At 73.7% G+C, this 20,587-nt stretch carries 16 protein-coding genes; 9 read left to right on the forward strand and 7 right to left on the reverse strand.

Annotation, left to right across the window (positions count from 1 at the left end):
• Positions 1-143 precede the first annotated feature (143 nt).
• The 3 genes from nth (at position 144) to C0216_RS01525 (ending at position 3,098) form a co-directional block, all read left to right on the forward strand.
• Positions 144-965 carry an endonuclease III gene (gene nth / locus C0216_RS01515; protein WP_428985381.1) on the forward strand — a complete coding sequence of 274 codons (822 nt, stop codon included), beginning with the start codon at positions 144-146 and terminating at the stop codon, positions 963-965.
• Positions 966-1,126: 161 nt separating this feature from the next.
• Positions 1,127-1,882 (forward strand): NUDIX hydrolase, encoded by a 756-nt coding sequence (locus tag C0216_RS01520; protein ID WP_114053507.1) that lies wholly within the window; start codon positions 1,127-1,129, stop codon positions 1,880-1,882.
• A 13-nt stretch (positions 1,883-1,895) separates the two neighbouring features.
• Entirely contained in the window at positions 1,896-3,098 is a 1,203-nt protein-coding gene (locus C0216_RS01525; protein ID WP_114053508.1) for a MarP family serine protease, read from the forward strand.
• A 351-nt stretch (positions 3,099-3,449) separates the two neighbouring features.
• Here the strand turns inward: C0216_RS01525 and C0216_RS01530 are convergent, their stop codons facing one another.
• From C0216_RS01530 to C0216_RS01550, 5 genes are all read right to left on the reverse strand, one after another.
• Entirely contained in the window at positions 3,450-4,406 is a 957-nt protein-coding gene (locus C0216_RS01530; protein ID WP_114053509.1) for an alpha/beta fold hydrolase, read from the reverse strand.
• Positions 4,403-4,861: a phage holin family protein gene (locus C0216_RS01535; RefSeq protein ID WP_114053510.1), complete on the reverse strand. Its 459-nt coding sequence runs from the start codon at positions 4,859-4,861 to the stop codon at positions 4,403-4,405. The genes C0216_RS01530 and C0216_RS01535 overlap by 4 nt, the downstream gene beginning before the upstream one ends.
• 63 nt (positions 4,862-4,924) lie before the next feature.
• Positions 4,925-6,394: a Na+/H+ antiporter NhaA gene (gene nhaA, locus C0216_RS01540; RefSeq protein WP_246042265.1), complete on the reverse strand. Its 1,470-nt coding sequence runs from the start codon at positions 6,392-6,394 to the stop codon at positions 4,925-4,927.
• 117 nt (positions 6,395-6,511) lie between these two features.
• Positions 6,512-8,467 (reverse strand): acetate--CoA ligase, encoded by a 1,956-nt coding sequence (gene acs, locus C0216_RS01545; RefSeq protein WP_114053512.1) that lies wholly within the window; start codon positions 8,465-8,467, stop codon positions 6,512-6,514.
• Positions 8,468-8,670: 203 nt separating this feature from the next.
• Complete coding sequence (locus tag C0216_RS01550; protein ID WP_114053513.1) at positions 8,671-11,109, reverse strand: bifunctional SulP family inorganic anion transporter/carbonic anhydrase; 2,439 nt, start codon at positions 11,107-11,109, stop codon at positions 8,671-8,673.
• A gap of 297 nt (positions 11,110-11,406) precedes the next feature.
• On the opposite strand from C0216_RS01550, the gene C0216_RS01555 reads away from it, so the two are divergent.
• The gene (locus C0216_RS01555; protein WP_114053514.1) at positions 11,407-12,705 is read left to right on the forward strand and encodes a hypothetical protein; all 1,299 of its coding nucleotides are present in this window, start codon (positions 11,407-11,409) and stop codon (positions 12,703-12,705) included.
• On the opposite strand, the gene C0216_RS01560 is transcribed toward C0216_RS01555, so the two are convergent.
• Positions 12,659-13,717, reverse strand: a complete 1,059-nt coding sequence (locus C0216_RS01560; protein WP_114058384.1) for an ATP-binding protein — start codon at positions 13,715-13,717, stop codon at positions 12,659-12,661. The two genes, C0216_RS01555 and C0216_RS01560, sit on opposite strands and share 47 nt — an antisense overlap.
• 109 nt (positions 13,718-13,826) lie before the next feature.
• Here C0216_RS01560 and C0216_RS01565 point away from each other — a divergent pair, with 109 nt between their 5' ends.
• Positions 13,827-14,648 (forward strand): oxidoreductase, encoded by an 822-nt coding sequence (locus C0216_RS01565; RefSeq protein ID WP_114053515.1) that lies wholly within the window; start codon positions 13,827-13,829, stop codon positions 14,646-14,648.
• A gap of 452 nt (positions 14,649-15,100) precedes the next feature.
• Here the strand turns inward: C0216_RS01565 and C0216_RS01570 are convergent, their stop codons facing one another.
• Positions 15,101-15,994: an HAD family hydrolase gene (locus tag C0216_RS01570; RefSeq protein ID WP_114053516.1), complete on the reverse strand. Its 894-nt coding sequence runs from the start codon at positions 15,992-15,994 to the stop codon at positions 15,101-15,103.
• A gap of 451 nt (positions 15,995-16,445) precedes the next feature.
• Between C0216_RS01570 and ssd the strand changes: the two genes are divergently transcribed.
• The 4 genes from ssd to C0216_RS01590 are packed head-to-tail and all read left to right on the forward strand — an operon-like array spanning position 16,446 to position 20,510.
• Positions 16,446-17,705 carry a septum site-determining protein Ssd gene (gene ssd / locus C0216_RS01575; RefSeq protein ID WP_428985474.1) on the forward strand — a complete coding sequence of 420 codons (1,260 nt, stop codon included), beginning with the start codon at positions 16,446-16,448 and terminating at the stop codon, positions 17,703-17,705.
• Complete coding sequence (locus C0216_RS01580; RefSeq protein WP_114053517.1) at positions 17,702-18,850, forward strand: TadA family conjugal transfer-associated ATPase; 1,149 nt, start codon at positions 17,702-17,704, stop codon at positions 18,848-18,850. Before ssd ends, C0216_RS01580 begins: the two co-directional genes overlap by 4 nt.
• Entirely contained in the window at positions 18,847-19,728 is an 882-nt protein-coding gene (locus tag C0216_RS01585) for a type II secretion system F family protein (RefSeq protein WP_246042266.1), read from the forward strand. Before C0216_RS01580 ends, C0216_RS01585 begins: the two co-directional genes overlap by 4 nt.
• The gene (locus C0216_RS01590) at positions 19,725-20,510 is read left to right on the forward strand and encodes a type II secretion system F family protein (protein WP_114053518.1); all 786 of its coding nucleotides are present in this window, start codon (positions 19,725-19,727) and stop codon (positions 20,508-20,510) included. The genes C0216_RS01585 and C0216_RS01590 overlap by 4 nt, the downstream gene beginning before the upstream one ends.
• The last annotated feature ends 77 nt before the right edge of the window (positions 20,511-20,587 follow it).

Here is a 20,587-nt window from a genome sequence, read left to right on the forward strand (position 1 = left end):
CCAAGGGGTCCGCGGGAGTGACGCTCGCGCCCGATTCAGCTGTGGGCGAACAAGCCCCCCGAAAGGCGCCCTCGAAGCCGCCGACGGCGCGCGCGCAGCCCGCGGGCAAAGCTTCGGCCAAGAAAACGGAATCACGCCTGGCCATGGTCCGCAGGGCCCGCAGGATCAACCGGGAGCTGGCCGACGTCTACCCGTACGCCCACCCGGAACTCGACTTCCGGAACCCCTTCGAGCTGCTCGTCGCCACGGTTCTGTCCGCCCAGACGACCGACCTGAGGGTCAACCAGACGACCCCCGCGCTGTTCGCGGCCTACCCGACCCCCGAGGACATGGCCGCGGCCGTCCCCGAGGAGCTGGAGGAGCTCATCCGGCCGACCGGGTTCTTCCGGATGAAGGCGAAGTCCCTGCTGGGGCTGTCCGCCGCCCTGCGCGACCGCTTCGGCGGCGAGGTCCCGGGACGGCTCGAAGACCTCGTCACCCTGCCGGGCGTGGGCCGCAAGACGGCCAACGTCGTCCTCGGCAACGCGTTCGGAGTCCCCGGCCTGACCGTGGACACCCACTTCCAGCGGCTGGTCCTGCGCTGGAAGTGGACCGAGCAGAAGGAGCCGGAGAAGATCGAGGCGGAGATCGCCGCGATCTTCCCCAAGAGCGAGTGGACGATGCTCTCGCACCGGATCATCTTCCACGGCCGCCGCATCTGCCACGCCCGCAAGCCGGCCTGTGGCGCCTGCCCGATCGCCCCGCTGTGCCCCGCGTACGGGGAGGGCGAGACGGACCCGGAGAAGGCGAAGAAGCTCCTGAAGTACGAGAAGGGCGGACAGCCGGGCCAGCGGCTCAGCCCGCCGCCGGACTACCCGGGCAGCCCGGCCCGGCCGTCGGAGCCCGCGGCGCAGCGGCCGGGGGCCGGCGGTACGGCCGGCACCGCGGGCGGCAGTACGGGGGACGGCGGCGCGGCGGCGTCCTGAGCAGGTCGGCGGGCCCGCCACACGGGGCGGACCCGCGCAGGAACGGAACCGGGCCGGCGGGGCGTTGTCCCGGTGCGGGACGGCGCCGGCGACGGCAGGCGGCACAGCACACAGCACGGCACGGCACGGCACGGCACGACGGCAGGGAACAGGGATTGCCCATGACGCGCGGAGCACGGGACGACAGCAGCGTGGCCCAGGCGGCCGCCCCACCGGGCAGGCCGGGCGGCAGGCCGCACGGCCTGCCGCCCGCCCCGGTGGTCACCACCGACGGCCTGCCCGGCTGGCTCGGCCCCGTCGCCGAGGCCGTGCGCACGGTCCGCCCGACCCAGCTCAGCCGCTTCCTGCCGCCCGAGGACGGTCGCGGCCGCCAGTCCGCCGTCCTCATCCTCTTCGGGGAGGGCGCCCGCGGCCCGGAGCTGCTCCTGATGGAGCGCGCCGGCAGCCTGCGCTCGCACCCGGGCCAGCCCTCGTTCCCCGGCGGCGCCCTCGACCCGGAGGACGGCGACCCGCACACCACCGGCCCGCTGCGGGCCGCCCTGCGCGAGGCCGAGGAGGAGACCGGGCTCGACCCTGCCGGGGTCCAGCTCTTCGGCGTGCTGCCGCGCCTCTACATCCCGGTCAGCGAGTTCGTCGTCACGCCCGTCCTCGGCTGGTGGCGCGAGCCCAGCCCGGTCGGCGTCGTCGACCCCGCCGAGACGGCCCGGGTCTTCACCGTGCCCGTGGCCGATCTCACGGACCCCGCGCACCGCGCCACCGCCGTCCACCCCAGCGGCCACCTGGGCCCGGCGTTCACCGTGCACGACGCCCTGGTCTGGGGTTTCACCGCCGGGGTGATCGACCGCATGCTCCACTTCGCGGGATGGGAGCGGCCCTGGGACCGCTCGCGGCAGGTCCCGCTCGACTGGCGCGCATGAGACGGTGGCCCATGTGAACGTGCTGGACATCCTGTTGCTGGTCGCCGCCGTGTGGTTCGCGATCGTCGGTTATCGCCAGGGCTTCGTCGTCGGCATCCTGTCGGTGATCGGCTTCCTCGGCGGCGGTCTCATCGCCGTGTCGGTGCTTCCCCTGGTCTGGGACCAGGTGACCGACGACGGCACCCAGGTGTCCACCACCGTCGTGGTGGCCGCCGTCGTCGTGGTCATCATCTGCGCCTCCATCGGGCAGGCCTTCACCACCCACCTGGGGAACCGGCTGCGCCGCCACATCACGTGGTCGCCGGCGCGGGCCCTCGACGCGACCGGCGGCGCCGTCGTCAACGTCGTCGCCATGCTGCTCGTGGCGTGGCTGATCGGCTCGGCGCTCGCCGGGACCTCGCTGCCCACGCTGGGCAAGGAGGTCCGCAACTCAAAGGTGCTGCTGGGCGTGGCGCGGGTGCTCCCGGCCCAGGCGAACACCTGGTTCTCGGACTTCTCCTCCGCCCTCACGCGCAACGGCTTCCCGCAGGTCTTCAGCCCGTTCTCCAACGAGCCGATCACCGCGGTACGGGAACCGGACCCGGCGCTGGCGACGAGCCCCGTCGCCGAGGCGGCCAAGCGCTCGATCGTGAAGGTCGTCGGGACCGCGCCGAGTTGCAGCAAGGTGCTGGAGGGCACCGGGTTCGTCTTCGCCCCGGGCCGCGTCATGACCAACGCGCACGTCGTGGGCGGCGTCAGCGAGCCGACCGTGCAGGTCGGCGGCGAGGGCAAGCTGTATGACGGCAAGGTCGTGCTGTACGACTGGGAGCGCGACATCGCCGTCCTGGACGTGCCCAAGCTGAAGGCGCCGCCGCTGGAGTTCACCGAGAAGGACGCCGGCAGCGGCAGTGACGCGATCGTCGCGGGCTTCCCGGAGAACGGCGCCTACGACGTCCGCTCCGCCCGCGTCCGCGGCCGCATCAACGCCAACGGCCCGGACATCTACCACCGCGGCACCGTCCGCCGCGACGTGTACTCGCTGTACGCGACCGTCCGCCAGGGCAACTCGGGAGGTCCGCTGCTCACGCCCGACGGCAAGGTGTACGGGGTGGTCTTCGCCAAGTCGCTCGACGACCCGAACACCGGCTACGCGCTCACGGCGGACGAGGTCCGCGACGACATCCGGCTCGGGAAGACGAACGACCGCCGCGCCGACACCCAGGGGTGCGCCCTGTGACCGGGGGCCGCTGAGCTGCGGGGCCGCGGGGGCCCGCCCGGGCTGCGGCCCGCGCGGCTACGGTGTGCGCTGGTGGCGCAGCCGGGCCGAGAACCAGCGGGCCCGGCGGCGCAGGATACGCGGGATTCCGAGCCGTGGGTCGTGGCCCTCGCGGCCCGTCCTCCCGTACGCGCCCGGCGTCGCTGCCGGGCGGCGGTCGCGTGCGGTGTCACCGTGGTCGTGCGTCCAGCCCATACAACGTGCTGTGCCCGGGCCCGAAGGTCCGTAACCCCTTCTGCGGCCTCCAATTGGCCTATGCGCGCGGCAATTGAATGCTTGTAGGACCGCGGTTCCGGCAATCCGTCAGGTCGCTCAGCGGTCCGGCTCGGGGTCCTTCAGCCAGCCGATCAGCTCGGACGAGAAGGCGACGGGGTCCTCCTCGTGCGGGAAGTGCCCGAGTCCGTCGAACAGCCGCCACCGGTACGGGGCTTCGACGAACTCGCCGGATCCGGCGGCGCTGCGCGTGCGCATCACGGGGTCGAGGGAGCCGTGCATGTGCAGCGTCGGCACCCGTACCGGCATCTTCATGCGGCGGTTGAACTGGAGCCCGTCCGGCCGGGCCATGGAGCGCATCATCCAGCGGTACGGCTCGATCGAGCAGTGGGCGGTCGACGGGATGCACATGGCCCGCCGGTAGACCGCGAGGTCGTCCTCCGAGCCGTCCTCGCGGAGCCGCGGACCGGACCAGTCCCGGATGAGCCGGCCGACGAGCGCTCCGTCGTCGGCGACGAGCTGCCGCTCGGGGACGAACGGGCGCTGGAAGCCCCAGATGTGCGAACTCGCCCGGGTCTGGCCGAGGTCGGAGAGCATCGCCGACCGCCAGCGCCGCGGGTGGGGCATCGACACGACGGCGAGGCGGCGCACCAGCTTGGGCCGCATCGCGGCGGCCGTCCAGGCGAGGTAGCCGCCGAGGTCGTGCCCGACGAGCGCGGCGTCCGGCTCGCCGAGGGAGCGGATCACCCCGGTGACGTCCAGGGCCAGGTTCGCGGGGTCGTAGCCGCGCGGGGTGCGGTCGCTGCCGCCGACACCGCGCAGGTCCATGGCGACCGCGCGGTAGCCGGCGTCGGCGAGGGCGGTCAGCTGGTGCCGCCAGGTCCACCAGAACTGGGGGAAGCCGTGCAGGAGCAGGACGAGCGGGCCGTCACCGAGCTCGGCGACGTGGAACCGGGCGCCGTTGGCGGCGACGTCCCGGTGGGTCCACGGCCCGTCGAGGCGCACTGCCGTCGCGGTGGTCGGCGGTGTGCTGGGGTCCGGTGCGCTCGCTGTCATGAGGACGAGCGTGCCACACCCACCGCCTTGTCACTCAACGGCCGCGGATGCGGCTTGACGGTGCCGACGACGGCCGCGGTCTGCTTCACGGAGGCGATGGACCTCTCCGGCGGCTTGACCTTCTGGAGCTTGGACTTCCCGATCAGGATGAGCAGGGCCGCGAACAGCAGGAACGCCACGCCGACGATGAGGAACGACCAGGCGAGTCCGAGCCCGAGGTTGTGGATCCCGTACGCCGCGGCGAAGCTCAGCACGGGCAGGGAGAACAGGGCGAACACCCCTGCGACCGAGATGGCGGCGCCGCCGATACCCGCGCGCTTGACGTCCTGGCGGAGTTCCGCCTTGGCGAGGGCGATCTCGTCGTGCACCAGGGCGGACATCTCGGCGGTGGCCGAGGCGACCAGCTGGCCGAGTGTGCGCTCGGCTCCTTGCGCCCCTTGGTCCACTGCGGTCATCGCTCTCTCCCTCTGTCGTCTGCCGGCGGCTGTCCTCCGTCGGACACAAGCGTTCAGTTCAGATCATGCCGGACGGTCGCCCGCTCCGCTGGACCCGGCCGCCCCTTCGGCGGTGCCGCCGGGCGCTTCGGAGCCCGCGGCGGCCGCGGCGGCGCGGGCCAGGCGGCGGTGCTCGGCGGCCTTGTCCTCGTGGATCCGCGCCATGCGCAGGTGGTACTGCGGGTTGCCGGCCTCGTAGATGTCCGGGATGCCGTCGTGGTCCTCGTCGCGCTCTTCCGCCTCGGTGAGGGCGCGGTAGGTGCGGTCGCGCAGTTTGAGCAGCACGCCCGCCAGGACGGCGGCGATGAGGGAGCCGACCAGGACGGCGGCCTTCACCTCCTCGGCCAGTACGGGGTCGTCGGCGAAGGCGAGTTCGCCGATCAGCAGTGAGACGGTGAAGCCGATGCCGGCGAGTCCGGACACGGCGAGGACGTCCGGCCAGGCCAGGTCCTTGTTCAGCTCGGCCCGGGTGAAGCGCGCGGCCAGCCAGGTGCCGCCGAAGACGCCGGCCGTCTTGCCGACGACCAGGCCGAGGACGACGCCGAGGGGCTCCGGCCGGGCGAAGACCTCGGCGAGGGCCCCGCCGGAGAGGGGGACGCCGGCGGAGAACAGGGCGAACAGCGGCACGGCGACGCCAGCCGACAGGGGCCGCACCAGGTGCTCGACGTGCTCGCCGGGGGAGTGCTCCTCCCCTTCCCTGCGGGTGCAGCGGAGCATGAGGCCCATGGCGACGCCGGCGATCGTGGCGTGGACGCCGCTGTTGTACATGAGTGCCCACACGGCGATCGCGAGGGGGACGTACACGTACCAGCCGCGGACGCCCGTGCGCAGCAGGATCCACATCAGGGCCAGGCCGGCGAGGGCGCCGGCGAGCTGCGGGAGGCGGATGTCGCCGGTGAAGAAGACCGCGATGATCAGGATGGCGAAGAGGTCGTCGACGACGGCGAGGGTGAGCAGGAAGGCGCGCAGGGCGGACGGCAGCGAGGTGCCGAGGACCGCGAGCACGGCCAGCGCGAAGGCGATGTCGGTGGCGGTGGGGACCGCCCATCCGCCGAGCGAGCCTCCTCCGGCCGTGTTGACGGCCGTGTAGACCAGCGCGGGCACGGCCATGCCGCAGACGGCGGCGATCACGGGGAGGGCGGCCGCCTTGGGGTCGCTGAGGTCGCCCGCGACGAGTTCGCGTTTGAGCTCGATGCCGGCGACGAAGAAGAAGATCGCGAGGAGGCCGTCGGCCGCCCAGTGCTGCAGCGAGAGGTCCAGGCCGAGCGCGGCGGGGCCGAAGTGCAGGTCGCGGACGGTGTCGTAGCTCGCGGAGACCGCGGGGATGTTGGCCCACAGCAGGGCGGCCACCGCGGCCGCCAGGAGGACGATGCCGCCGACGGTCTCGGTGCGCAGGGCGTCCGCCACGTAGCGGCGCTCGGGCAGGGAGAGGAGGCCGAGGAACGCACGGCGGGAGGGGGAGTCGGGGGAGTGGGGCGGGCGGGGCGCGGCCACGGGTGGCACCTCGGGTGTGCGCGGGCGTGCAGCGGACGATCGCCACCTTATGCGCGACAGGGGCATCCGGCGCGGCGGCCGCGTCGGATGCCCCGGTCAACGGGCTGGTGCCGGCGGTCAGTCCTCGGAGGACGCCGAGGGCAGCTTGGTCTGGATGAGGTCCATGACCGAGGAGTCGGCGAGCGTGGTGACGTCGCCGACGGCGCGGTTCTCGGCCACGTCGCGCAGCAGGCGGCGCATGATCTTGCCCGAGCGGGTCTTGGGCAGCTCGGCGACCGGCAGGATGCGCTTGGGCTTGGCGATCGGGCCGAGGGTGGCGGCCACGTGGCTGCGGAGCTCGGCGGTGAGGCCGTCGTCCTCGCTGGCGGTGCCGCGGAGGATGACGAAGGCGACGATGGCCTGGCCGGTGGTCGGGTCGGCGGCGCCGACGACGGCGGCCTCGGCGACGGCCGGGTGGGAGACGAGGGCGGACTCGACCTCGGTGGTGGAGATGTTGTGGCCGGAGACGAGCATGACGTCGTCGACGCGGCCCAGCAGCCAGATGTCCCCGTCCTCGTCCTTCTTCGCGCCGTCGCCGGCGAAGTAGCGGCCGGGGAAGCGGGACCAGTAGGTGTCGGTGTAGCGCTGGTCGTCGCCCCAGATCGTGCGGAGCATCGACGGCCACGGCTCGGTCAGGACGAGGTAGCCGCCCGCGCCGTCGGGGACTTCGGCCGCCTCGTCGTCGACGACGGTGGCGCTGATGCCGGGCAGCGGGCGCTGGGCAGAGCCCGGCTTGGTCTCGGTGACGCCGGGCAGCGGCGAGATCATCATCGCGCCGGTCTCGGTCTGCCACCAGGTGTCGACGATCGGGCAGCGGTCGCCGCCGATGTGCTTGCGGTACCAGATCCACGCCTCGGGGTTGATGGGTTCGCCGACCGAGCCGAGGACGCGCAGGCTGGACAGGTCGAACTTGGCGGGGATGTCGTCGCCCCACTTCATGAACGTCCGGATGGCGGTGGGGGCGGTGTAGAGGATCGTCACCCCGTACTTCTGGACGACCTCCCAGAAGCGGCCCTGGTGCGGCGTGTCGGGCGTGCCCTCGTAGAGCACCTGGGTGGCGCCGTTGGCCAGCGGCCCGTAGACGATGTACGAGTGGCCGGTGACCCAGCCGATGTCGGCGGTGCACCAGTAGACGTCGGTCTCGGGCTTGAGGTCGAAGACGGCGTGGTGCGTGTAGGCCGTCTGCGTGAGGTAGCCACCGGAGGTGTGCAGGATGCCCTTGGGCTTACCGGTGGTGCCGGAGGTGTAGAGGATGAACAGCGGGTGCTCGGCCGGGAAGGGCTGGGGGGTGTGCTCGCTGCTCTGGCGGTCGACGATCTCGTGCCACCAGACGTCGCGGCCTTCGGTGAGGGCGGTGTCCTGGCCGGTGCGTCGGACGACGAGGACGTGCTCGACCTGCGGGCACTTGGCCAGAGCGTCGTCGATGGCCGGCTTGAGGGCGGACGGCTTGCCGCGCCGGTGGCCGCCGTCGGCGGTGATGACGAGCTTGGCGTCGGCGTCCTGGATGCGGGAGGCGACGGCGTCCGCGGAGAACCCGCCGAAGACGACGGAGTGGGCGGCGCCGATGCGGGCGCAGGCGAGCATCGCGACGACGGCCTCGGGGATCATCGGCAGGTAGACCGCGACGCGGTCGCCGGCGGTGACGCCGAGTTCCGCCAGGGCGTTCGCGGCGCGGGACACCTCGTCCTTGAGCTGGGCGTAGGTGATCGTGCGGGTGTCGCCCGGCTCGCCTTCGAAGTGGAGCGCGACCCGGTCGCCGTTGCCGGCCTCGACGTGCCGGTCGACGCAGTTGTAGGCGACGTTGAGGGTCCCGTCGGCGAACCACTTCGCGAACGGCGGGTTGGTCCAGTCCAGGGTCTCGGTCGGCTCCTGCGCCCAGGTCAGGCGGCGGGCCTGCTCGGCCCAGAAACCCAGCCGGTCCGCCGCGGCCTGTGCGTACGCCGCCTGCGTCACGTTCGCTTCGGCCGCCAGACCGGCAGGCGGAGCGAACCGCCGCTCCTCCTTGAGCAGATTGGCCAGGCTCTCGTTGCTCACGACATCTCCCTTTCCCAGGGTGTCCGTTGTGTCCCCGGGCATAGCTCATCAGTCGAACGGGCCGGTGACAAGGGGTAACCCGAAATTGGTTTAGACCTATAGCGCGTCGTCCCCCGCACACGAGCGGCCCCCTCCCGCCGGACGGGGGAAGGGGCCGAACGATGGCACGGAAACGGGAGGGTATCGGTTCGGGCGCGTCCTGATCAGGTACGCCCGCCGACACTGTCAAAAACGCGGCAGTCGAAGAAGTCCTCCCCCTCGGACAGCAGGTAGGCCTGGGCCTCGCCCACGTGGAAGTACATGCCGTGCAGCTCCAGCGTGCCCTCCGCGAGCCGTCGGGCCACCGACTCGTGCGCCCGCAGGTGCTCCAGCTGCTGCACGACGTTCGTCAGGCACAGCTGTTCCACCGCGTCCGCCGGGAGCCGGCCGGAGATCCGCGCCCAGGTGTGGTGCGGGCTGTCCATCCGCTCCAGGCTCGGCCGGCCGTGCCGCAGCCACCGGCCGAGCGGCGTCGCCGACTCTCCGGGCGCGGAGTTCAGCAGTGCCTGCATGGCCCCGCAGCCCGAGTGCCCGCACACGGTGATGCTGTCCACCTGGAGCACGTCCACCGCGTACTCGATGGCCGCGGCGACCGAGTCGTCCCCGGTCTCGGCTCCGGGCAGCGGCACCAGGTTCCCGACGTTGCGGACGGTGAACAGGTCGCCGGGACCGCTGGCCGTGATCATGCTGGTGACGAGCCTGGAGTCCGCGCAGGTGAGGAAGAGCTGCGAGGGCCGCTGCCCCTCGCGGGCCAGCCGGGCCAGCTCGTCGCGGACGTGCGGCGCGGTGTCCCGCTGGAAGGCCGTGATCCCGCTGGCGAGACGGCTGGCGCCGCGGTTGCGCGGGGCCGCGGCGGCTCCGGCCCCGTCCGCGGCGGAGCCGGGGTCCGCCGCGGGGCCCGCCCGGCCGGCGTCGGCCGACGCGGACGGAACCGGAGCCGCCTCCGGGTGCGTGCGCTCGCCGACCGCCTGGTGGTCGCAGTGGTTCTTCCACGGGGTCCACGGCCGGCAGCACTGGTGGCCGGAGCCGGAAGCGGAAGCCGCTCGGGAAGCGGGCACGGTGCCGGTCCCCGGCTCCGCCGGAGGGCCGTCCACCTCCAGCGTGCCGCCGTGCGCCAGATGGGACTCCTGCCAGTCGTGCAGCGTCTCGTACGCGGCGTGGTCCATGAAGGAGCCCTGCAGCTCCACGACCACATGCCCCTGGTGGGGGATCTGCGCCAGGGTCCGGCTCAGCCGCGGCACCGCGAGGAAGGTCAGCTGGCCGCGTACCGCCAGGTGGTGGACGCCGTCCCGCACCTCCACCGTGATCCTCGTCCGGGCCAGCCGGTGCAGGGCCAGCACCACGGCCACCGCGATCCCGACGGCGACGCCTTCCAGGACGCCGCCGAGGACGACCGCCGCGATGGTGGTCGCGTACACGGCGATCTCCCGGTGGCGGGTGACCGTCCGCATATGGGTGATGCTCACCATCTGCACGCCCACCGCCATGACGAGCGCGGCCAGCGCCGCCAGCGGGATGAGGTCGAGGACGGGCACGAGGAGCCCGGCCGCGAGCACCACCCAGAAGCCGTGCAGCATGGCCGATTTGCGGCTCATCGCTCCGGACTTCACGTTCGCCACGCTGCGGACCGCGACACCGGTGATGGGCAGGCCGCCGAGTGCGCCGGAGACGATGTTCGCCGCGCCCTGGCCGCGGAGCTCGCGGTCGAGGTCGGCGCGTGGCGGCCGGGAGGCGGTGGGCCGCTCGGAGGCGATCAGCTTGTCCGTGGCGACCGAGGACAGCAGGGACTCGACGCTGCCCACCAGGGTGATGGTCAGGACGGCGGCGATGAGCCCGAGAACCGGGCCCTCGGGCAGCTCGGGGAGCGCGTGGCTGCGCCAGGAGGGCAGGTCCACGCGGGGCAGCCGCAGGCCGGCGAAGGCGGCGACCGCGGTGGCGGTGCCGACGGCGGCGAGCGCGGCGGGCACCTTGCGCAGGGCCAGGCCGGCCCGCCCGGGCAGCCGCGGCCAGGCGATGAGGAGGACCAGTGTGAGCGCGCTGATCCCGAGGGCGGTCGGGTGGATGTCGGCCAGCTGCGAGGGCAGCTCGCGGACGTTGGCGAGGGCGGAGCTCTGCGGGGTCCCGCCGAGGACGATGTGCAGCTGCGCCAGGGCGATCGTCACGCCGATGCCGGCGAGCATGCCGTGCACGATGGCCGGGCTGACCATCAGGGCGGAGCGGGCGGTGCGCAGTGCGGCGAGGCCGAGCTGGCAGCAGCCGGCGAGGACGGTGATGGCGCAGGTGGTGCGCCAGCCGTACCGCTGGATCAGCTCGGCGGTGACGACGGTGAGTCCTGCTGCCGGGCCGCTGACCTGGAGCGGGGCTCCTCCGAAGTAGCCGGCCACGAGGCCGCCGGCGGCTGCCGCCACCAGGCCTGCTTGGAGCGGCGCGCCGGTGGCGAGGGCGATGCCGAGGGAGAGGGGCAGGGCGATGAGGAAGACGGTGAGGGAGGCGGAGAAGTCCGCCGACAGGCCGGTCCGGTCGGGTGTCCGGCCCGGTGGGGAAGGGGTGTCGGGCTTGGTGCCGAGGGTGCCGGCGGGGGGCTTGGAGAAGGTGGCTGTCACGGGGTCCCGTCTCCTCTGTGAGGGATGAAGCGGCGGGAATCAGCAGAAAGCAGTCGTCGGCAGTCGAATACGGTCGCCGTTCGATGCGGACATCTACGGTGTCTCAACACTCAGTAAATGAAAGGTAATGCTGAGTAAAGCACTGCGGAGGGTAATGCGGGCAAACGGCCTAGAGATTCCCCCTCCCTGCTGAATAAGCATTTTTTACGGCTTGTCACACCATCTCCGAGGGGTGCGGCGTGGGACGTTGCGGCCCGGAAGCGAAGTCCTGCGAGGCAAGCGAGGAGAGGTGGACGGATGATCGCCGCAACGAAGAAGACCGCCGGCGGCCTGGTCGCCATGGCGCTGGTGCTGGGCGCCGCCGGGTGCAGCGGTTCGGAGTCCGCCGGCCCCGCCCGCGGGCCGGGAGGGAAGGAGGGCGCGGCCGCGCCGGAGGCCCCGGGCAGCGTCAACCGGCCGATCGGCGACGGCTCGACCGCGTACACCGGCCCGCAGCCCCGTGTGGCCGCGCAGCAGCGGATGAAGCCCGGCGAGAAGCCCCCGCAGTTCGTGGTCTTCTCCTGGGACGGTGCCGGTGAGGACAGCCAGAAGCTCTTCTCGCACTTCCGCGAGGTCGGCAGGAAGTACAACGCCCGGATGACGTACTTCCTCTCCGGCGTGTACATGCTCCCAGAGGAGAAACGTTCCCTCTATGTGGCTCCGCAGCACGACCCGGGCCGTTCCGACATCGGCTTCGGCGACCTCCAGGGCATCAAGGACACCGCCACCCAGATCCGCGCCGCCTGGCTGGAGGGCAACGAGATCGGCACCCACTTCAACGGGCACTTCTGCGGCCCCGACGGGGGCGTCGGCACCTGGTCCGTCGAGGAGTGGAAGAGCGAGATCAACCAGGCCAAGTCCTTCGTCAAGAACTGGAAGACCAACTCCGGCCTGAAGGACCTGCCGGCGCTGCCGTTCGACTACGACAAGGAGCTCATCGGGGCCCGCACACCCTGCCTGGAGGGGCAGAAGAACTTCATGCTCGCCGCCAAGGGCATGGGCTTCCGCTATGACTCCAGCGGTATCTCCAAGCAGGTCTGGCCCAAGAAGACGGAGGGCCTCTGGGACATCCCGCTCCAGCTCGTGCCCCTGCCCGGCCGCGCTTTCGAGACGCTGAGCATGGACTACAACTACATGGTGAACCAGTCGGGGACGACGACCCAGGGCGACCCCTCGCAGCACGTCTACTGGGGCAACCAGATGCGCGACGGCCTCCTCCAGGCCTTCGAGCGCGCGTACCAGGGCAACCGCGCCCCGCTGATCATCGGCAACCACTTCGAGTCCTGGAACGGCGGCACGTACATGCGGGCCGTCGAGGAGACCATCAAGGGCACCTGCACCCGCCCGGAGGTCCGCTGCGTGCCGTTCCGCGAGCTGGTCGACTGGCTCGACGCCCAGGACCCGGAGGTCCTGGAACGGATGCGGACGCTCGGCGTCGGCGAGGCCCCGAAGGAGGGCTGGGCGAAGTTCCTGACGGCCGCGCCCGCCTCCCCGTCCGCCGGAGCCGCGGTCAAGCCGGCTGCGGGGCCTGCCGCAGAGGAAGCGGCGCAGGACTGAGCAGTCCCGCCGCCGCGGGGACTTCCGCCGCCGCGGGCCCGTCGGCGGAGCCCTCGCGCAGGACGAAACCGGGATCGACCTGGGCCGCCAGGTCGATCCCGGTCCTGGCGTTGCCCCAACTCTGCGCGTTGCGCAGGTGGAAGTGCACCATCTGCGCCGTGTAGCGCTCCCAGTCGCGGAGGGCGTACGAGGCGTCGGCTGCCCCCCGGAGCGCTTCCAGGGCCCGCCGGCTGTCCTCCTCCAGCAGCGCGAACGGCGCCGGGCGGCCCTTCTCCATCGCCCGCACCCAGTCCGAGTGCCCGACCGCCACCAGCAGGTCCTCGCCCACCTCGTCCTGCAGGAAGGCCAGGTCGTCCTCGCCCTGCACCTTGTTCCCCACGACCCTCAGCGCAACCCCGAAGTCCCGCGCGTACTCCTTGTACTGGCGGTAGACGGAGACGCCCTTGCGGGTCGGCTCGGCGACCAGGAAGGTCATGTCGAAGCGGGTGAACATGCCGGAGGCGAAGGAGTCCGAGCCGGCGGTCATGTCGACCACCACGTACTCGCCCGGCCCGTCGACCAGGTGGTTGAGGCAGAGCTCCACCGCCCCGACCTTCGAGTGGTAGCAGGCGACCCCCAGGTCCGATTCCGTGAACGGGCCCGTGGCCATCAGCCGTACGGCCCCGCCGTCGAGCTGCACCTCCCGCGCACACGCCGCGTAGACCGGATTGTCCTCGGTGACGCGCAGCAGGCGCGATCCGGCGCCGGGAGGCGTCGTTTTGATCATCGAATCGGCCGACGCGATCCGCGGGTTGGAGCCCCGCAGGTACTCCTTGACGAGGGGCAGGTGCGCACCGAGGGCGGGGAGGGCGGCGGCCTGCGCCTCGTCGAGGCCGAGGGCGGCGCCGAGGTGCTGGTTGATGTCCGCGTCAACGGCGACGACGGGCGCGCCCGCCGCGGCGAGGTGGCGGATGAAGAGGGAGGACAGGGTGGTCTTGCCGCTGCCTCCCTTTCCGACGAAAGCGATCTTCATGTTCACGAAGGGTAGTCGTTCGATCGCTGTGGGTGGTGCGAATGAGTGGGCAAGACCACTCCAAGGAGGGGTCGGTGGCACGGCCCGGCAGTGCGTAGGCTCCCTACCTATGAGTAGCGCTGCCGACCCGCTGGCCGCCCTGGGCTCCCTGCCGGGCGTCACCGAAGCCGTGGATTCCGTACGCAAGGCCGTGGACCGGGTCTACGGGCACCGCGTCATGCGCCGGCGCAGCGGTGAGATCACCTCCGAGGCCGCCCTGCGCGGTGCCCGCGCCAGCGCCGCCCTGTCCGGGGCGGACTGGGCGCTGGAGGAGGTGCGCCGCCGCACCGACTTCAGCGCGGACGCGGAGGCCCGCACGGTAGGCGCCGCCCTGCGGCTCACCGCGGAGGCGGGCCAACTCCTCAGCATCTGGCGCCAGTCGCCCCTGCGGGTGCTCGCCCGCCTGCACCTGGTGGCGGTGGGCTCCACGGCCGACGGCGACGCGGTGGGCCGCCCGCGCCTGGCCGGGGAGCCCGTGGACGAGCCCCTGGTCGCGCAGCCGCTGCCCTCGGCCGACGAGGTCGCGGGCCGGCTGGACGGCCTGTCCCGGCTGGTCCTCGCCGGCAGCTCCGCACCGGCACTGGTGATGGCGGCGGTGGTGCACGGCGAACTGCTGGCGCTGCGCCCCTTCGCCTCCCACAACGGGCTGGTGGCGCGGACCGCCGAGCGGATCGTGCTGATCAACAGCGGCCTGGACCCGAAGGCCGTCTGTCCTGCCGAGGTCGGCCACGCCGAACAGGGCCGGGACGCCTACCTGGAGGCCTTCGAGGGCTACCTGTCGGGGACGCCCGACGGGATGGGCCGCTGGATCGCGCACTGCGGCCGGGCGGTCGAGCTGGGCGTCCGCGAGTCGACGGCGGTGTGCGAGGCGCTCCAGCGCGGCGCGGCCTGAGGGCCCCGGCCTGTCCTGAGGGCCCGGCCGCCCGTCCCGAAGGCCCGGCCCTCGGGACGGGCGGCCGGGACAAACGGGTTGCGGCGACACCGTCCTGCTCTGGTGTCGCCGCTGGCACTCCCGCCGGGTTACCAAGCGTCCTCGATATGTGCCCATCAGGTCGGGGTCTTTGCCCGGTTACCTGGTGCGGCTGGCCCGTAATCGACGGGTCGACGTCGCGTGGGTGCTCGGCGTTCGTGCATTCGGTCCGTGGGGCCTTGCTGCGTTCTAAAGATGATCCTCTCGGATGTTCTTCGGTCTCGCGGGCCGTGACTCCTTTGTACTCCGCTTCCGGGATAAGCGGAACCCCTGGCAATTTTTTTTACTTTCCAGGGCGTACGGGGGTGAACCGGGCGCCCGGAGGCCGGGCGGGCCGGTCCGGGGCCGCGGCGGGCGGCGGGGCGCGGCGGGGCTCAGGCGCTGGCGGCCCTCGCGGCCGTGGCGGCCGCGGCCAGGGCGCCGGCCTTGCGGCGGCTCGCGTACCAGACCAGGCCCGCGGTGGCGGCTGCCGCGCCGACTGCCGCGGCGGCGACCAGGGCCGGGCGCGCGGGCATGGAGAATCCCGGCAGCCGCTGCTTGAGCCGCACCGGCCGGTTGAACACCAGCACCGGCCATTCGCGCGCCGCCGCCTCGCGCCGCAGCGCCCGGTCGGGGTTGACCGCGTGCGGGTGGCCGACTGCCTCCAGCATCGGGACGTCGGTGATCGAGTCGCTGTACGCGTAGCAGCGGGAGAGGTCGTAGCCCTCGGACTCGGCGAGCTCCCGCACTGCCTCCGCCTTGGTGGGCCCGTACGCGTAGTACTCGATGTCGCCGGTGAAGCAGCCGTCCTCGCCGATCACCATGCGCGTGGCGACGACCCGGTCCGCGCCGAGCATCTCGCCGATCGGCTCGACGACCTCCGCCCCGGAGGTCGAGACGATCACCACGTCGCGGCCCGCGGTGTGGTGCGCCTCGATGAGGGACGCCGCCTCGTCGTAGATCAGCGGGTCGATCAGGTCGTGCAGGGTCTCGGCGACGATCTCCCGCACCTGCTGCACGTTCCACCCCTTGCACAGGGCGGACAGGTACTCCCGCATGCGCTCCATCTGGTCGTGGTCGGCGCCGCCGACCAGGTAGATGAACTGGGTGTACGCGGTGCGCAGCACGGCCCGGCGGTTGATCAGACCGCCGTGGTAGAACGACTTGCTGAACGTCAGCGTGCTGGACTTCGCAATGACCGTCTTGTCCAGGTCGAAGAAGGCTGCGGTGCGGGGCGACGAGTGCGGCAAGGGCTGGATTTCCACGCCCCGAGCATATGCGCCCACCATTCGGCGTAAGGTGTGGCGCGTGGGTTTGCCTGAGAAGGCTCTCGGGTACACCATGGAAGTCACGGATCGTTCGCGACCGTGCTAACCCGGTCTGGCTCCTCCCCCCCGAGTCGGACCGTGGGGACGACCCCCGCTCTCCCCCCCGGCGGGGGTCGTCGCATGTCCGGACGCGGTTCGCGTCCTTTCCGCCGGTCTCCACCGCTCACTGCCGCCCCCCTGCCCTTCCGTGGCGGGCCGGCGCGGTGCCGGCCTCCACCTCTCAGGACTCGTCACGGTGCGTGATGGTTCCGCAGCGCTGGGGAACTCACCCGTGAGGGTGGCGGAGTTATTCACAAGGCTCCCGTTGTCCACGGTTTTCGAGCAAGATCCACTTCTTTTTCCGGATCGCTGCACGGTGATTGCGGGCCGCGAAGTCCGCGGCGCCGGGATTTGCAGCGAGAAGGGGCCGGAGATCGTGGCTGGATCGAAGACGTGCAAAGTGCCGAACCGGAGCGGGGCAGGCGGAATCCGGACAGCGGAACTCCCCGCCGGGGCGGTGCCGCCGGGCGGGCGCCCGCTGATCATCACCGAGGACCCGTTGCTCCTGGACGACCTGCTGCGGTTGTGCGCCGCCGCGGGAGCCGAGCCGTACGTGCACCACGGGCTGCCGGCGCCAAACGGAAGCGGAGGCGGCCGCGCCGCCGACGGCGGGGCCCCTGGCGCGAAACCCGGTGGCGCAGCGGGCGGCGCCCCGCCCGCCCCGCCGCCCGGCACCGGATGGGAGTCCGCGCCCCTCGTCCTCGTCGGGGACGACGCGGCCCGCAGGGTCCGCGGAGCCCCGCGGCGCGGCGGTGTCCTCCTCGTAGGCCGGGAAGGGGCCGGGGGCGACCCGGCGGTGTGGCAGCGCGCGGTGGAGATCGGCGCCGAGGAGGTGCTGCGGCTCCCCGGCGCCGAGGGCCGCCTCGTCGACCGCATCGCCGACGTGGCGGAGGGGGCCGGCCGCAGCGCCCTCGCCGTCGGAGTCATCGGCGGCAGCGGCGGCGCCGGAGCGTCCACCCTCGCCTGCGCCCTGGCCGTCCGCGCCGCGCGGGCCGGGGAGCGGACAGTCCTGATCGACGGAGACCCCCTCGGCGGCGGACTGGACGTCCTGCTCGGCGGCGAGAGCGCCGCAGGCCTGCGCTGGCCCGACCTCGCGGGCTCCCGCGGCCGGGTCGGCGCCGGAGCCCTGGAGGAGTCACTGCCCGAACTGCACGCGCTGCGCGTGCTCAGCTGGGACCGCGGGGAGCGGGTGGCGGTGCCCCCGGCCGCAGTGCGCTCGGTCGTGGCCGCCGCCCGCCGGCGCGGCGGGGTGGTCGTCGTCGACCTGCCGCGCCGCGTCGACGAGGCGGTCGCCGAAGCCCTGGCCCAGCTCGACCTCGTACTGCTGGTCGTCCCCGGCGAACTGCGCGCGGTCGCCGCCGCCGGCCGGGTCGCCGCGGGCGTGCGCATCGCCGCCAGGGACGTGCGCGTGGTCGTGCGAGGCCGCTGCTCCGGCGGGCTCGACGCCGAAGCGGTGGCCGGGCTGCTGGGCGCGCCGCTCGCAGGCGAGGTGCCGGTCGAGGTGGGCCTGCCGGGGCGCGTCGCCGAGGGCGAGCCGCCCGGGGCGCACGGGCGCGGGCCGCTCGCCCGCTTCTGCGACGGCTTCTGGCGGCGGGCCCTGGGGCCCGTACCGGACCGGGAGGTGACGGCATGAGCGCGGTACTCCTGGAGGCGGTGCGCCAGCGGCTTGCCGAAACGGGCGCCGAACCGACCCCGGCCCGGGTGGCGGCGGCCCTGCGGGCCCAGGGCCGGCTCCTCGGAGACGCCGAAGTGCTGGGCGCCGCAGCCCAGTTGCGGTCCGAGCTCGTCGGCGCGGGCCCCCTGGAGGCGCTCCTCGCCGACCCCGCCGTCACCGACGTGCTCGTGGCCGCCCCCGACCGGGTGTGGGTCGACCGGGGCGGCGGGCTCGAACTGACCGCCGTCACCTTCCCCGACGCGGACGCCGTCCGGCGGCTCGCCCAGCGGCTGGCCGCGGTGGCGGGGCGGCGGCTCGACGACGCCCGCCCGTGGGTCGACGCCCGCATGCCCGACGGCACCCGGCTGCACGCGGTGCTGCCCCCGGTCGCCGTCGGCTCCGCCTGCCTCTCCCTGCGTGTGGTCCGGCCGAGGGCCTTCACCCTGGACGAGCTCGTCGAGGCGGGGACCCTGCCGCCCGGCGGACACCACCTCTTCCGGGACGTCATCGGCGCGCGGCTGTCCTTCCTGGTCTCCGGCGGGACCGGAACCGGGAAGACCACCCTGCTCAGCGCCCTGCTCGGGCTCGCCGGCCCGGGGGAGCGGATCGTCCTCGCCGAGGACTCGGCCGAGCTGCGCCCCGACCATCCGCACGTGGTGCGGTTGGAGACGCGGCCCGCCAACCAGGAGGGGGCCGGGCTCGTCACCCTGGCCGACCTGGTCCGGCAGGCGCTGCGGATGAGGCCGGACCGGCTCGTCGTCGGCGAGGTGAGGGGCGCCGAAGTAGCCGACCTGCTGGCGGCCCTGAACACCGGTCACGAGGGGGGCTGCGGAACTGTCCACGCCAACGCGGCGGTGCACGTCCCGGCCCGGCTCGAAGCGCTCGGGACAGCCGCCGGCCTCGACCGGGCCGCTCTGCACAGCCAGTTGGCGGCCGCCCTCACGCTCGTGGTCCACCTGGTCAGGGACCGGGCCGGGCGGCGCCGGGTGGCGGAGGTGCACGTACTGGAGCGGGACGCCGCCGGTCTGGTCGTCACGGTGCCCGCGCTGCGCTGGTCCTCCCGCGGCTTCGTGCGGGAGCAGGGCTGGGAGCGGCTGCGGCCGCTGCTGGGCGGTGCGCGGTGAGCGCCGCGGCTGCGGCGCCCGTGCCGGTGTTCGCCGGAGTCCTCTGCGCGGCTGCGGCCGCCTGGACGCTGGCCGGCGGGGAGCGGGCGGCCCGCCGGGCCCGGATCGTTGTGGCCGGGGGCGGCGCCGAGCCGCGCGGGCCGGGGCGCGGGCAGGTGTGGGCAGCCGCGGTCCGGGTGCGGGCCCAGAGCCGGCGGGAGTGGGTCGGCCTCGGCGCCGGGCTGGTGCTCGCGCTGCTCGGCGCGTCGGTGATCCCGCTGGCGGCGGGCGCTGCGTCGGTGCCGCTGCTGCGGCGCTGGCTGCGCGCGCGGCAGCGGCAGCGGGAGCGGTCCGCGCGCCGGGCCGGGGTCATCGCCCTGTGCGGGGCGGCCGTGGGGGAGCTGAGGGCCGGAGCCCAGCCGGGCCAGGCGCTCACCGCGGCCCTGCGCCGGTCGGCCGTCGGCCCCGGGGCGCCCGGGCCGGCGGAGACGGCGGTGCTGGCGGCAGCCGCGTTCGGCGGGGACGTGCCGGCGGCGCTGCGGGAGGCGGCCCGGGAGCCGGGAGCGGAGGGGCTGGTCGGCATGGCGGCCTGCTGGCAGATCTCGGTGGACGGCGGTGCGGGCCTCGCCGCCGGACTGGACCGGTTGGAGGGTGCCCTGCGCGCCGAGCGGGACCGGCAGGAGTCGCTGCGGGCCCAGCTGGCCGGAGCCAGGTCGACGACTGCCGTGCTCGCCCTGTTGCCGCTCGTCGGGCTGCTGATCGGCTCGGGACTGGGCGCGGACCCTCTGGGGGTGCTGCTGCACACCCCCGTCGGCTGGGGCTGTCTGGTCGCGGGGAGCCTGCTGGAGGGGCTGGGGCTGCTGTGGTGCAGCCGCATTGTGCGGGAGGCGGAGCGGTGACCGGCGCGCTGGCCGTCCACAGGCTGGGGACAGTGCTCTGCCTCGCGGCGGCCGTGCTGTGTGCGGCCGCAGCGGTCGCCTTGCGGCTGCGGACGCGGGCCGCCCGGCGCAGAACGGCCTCCGTGCTGGCGCTGCCGCCGGTCCGGCGGCGGACCGCCCCCGGACCGCGGGTGCGGAGCGCCGCTGGCGAGTGGGCGGTCCCGGCGGCGGTGCTGGCCGCGGTGTGGCTGCTCGTCGGCGGCCCGGTCGGGGCTCCGGCGGGGTGCGTGGCGGCCCTCGCGGTGCGGCGGCTGCGGCGCCGGACCCGCCCGGATCCGGCCGGGGCGGCGGATCCGCGGGAGGCGGAGCGCAGGCTGCCGTTCGCCGCGGACCTGCTGGCGGCCTGCCTGGCGGCCGGAGCCGGGCCGGTGCAGGCCGCGGAAGCGGTCGGGGAGTCGCTCGGGGGGCCCGTCGGCGACGGGCTTGCCCTGGCCGGTGCGGAGGTCCGGCTCGGTGGCGAACCGGGTGCCGCGTGGGGGAGGTTGGCCCGGATACCCGGTGCGGCTCCGCTCGCACAGTGCCTGGAGCGGGCCGCCCGCACGGGTGCGCCGGCCGCCGAGCAGGCCGCCCGCCTGGCGGGCGCGCTGCGCGAGGAGCGGGCCCGGTCGGCGCAGGCCCGGGCGCAGCGCGCGGCGGTCCTCGTCACGGCGCCCGTGGGGCTGTGCTTCCTCCCCGCGTTCCTGGCGGTGGGTGTGGCCCCGGTCGTCATCGGAATGGCGACCGGCATGCTCTCCGCCCGCTGAAAAGGAATCAGAAGTGGCGGGTGGGGCGCAAAAGAAGCTGAGAGAACGTCAGTGCATGAATTTGCAGAGGAGGTTGC

The organism is Streptomyces globosus (assembly GCF_003325375.1).
Lineage (GTDB): Bacteria > Actinomycetota > Actinomycetes > Streptomycetales > Streptomycetaceae > Streptomyces > Streptomyces globosus_A.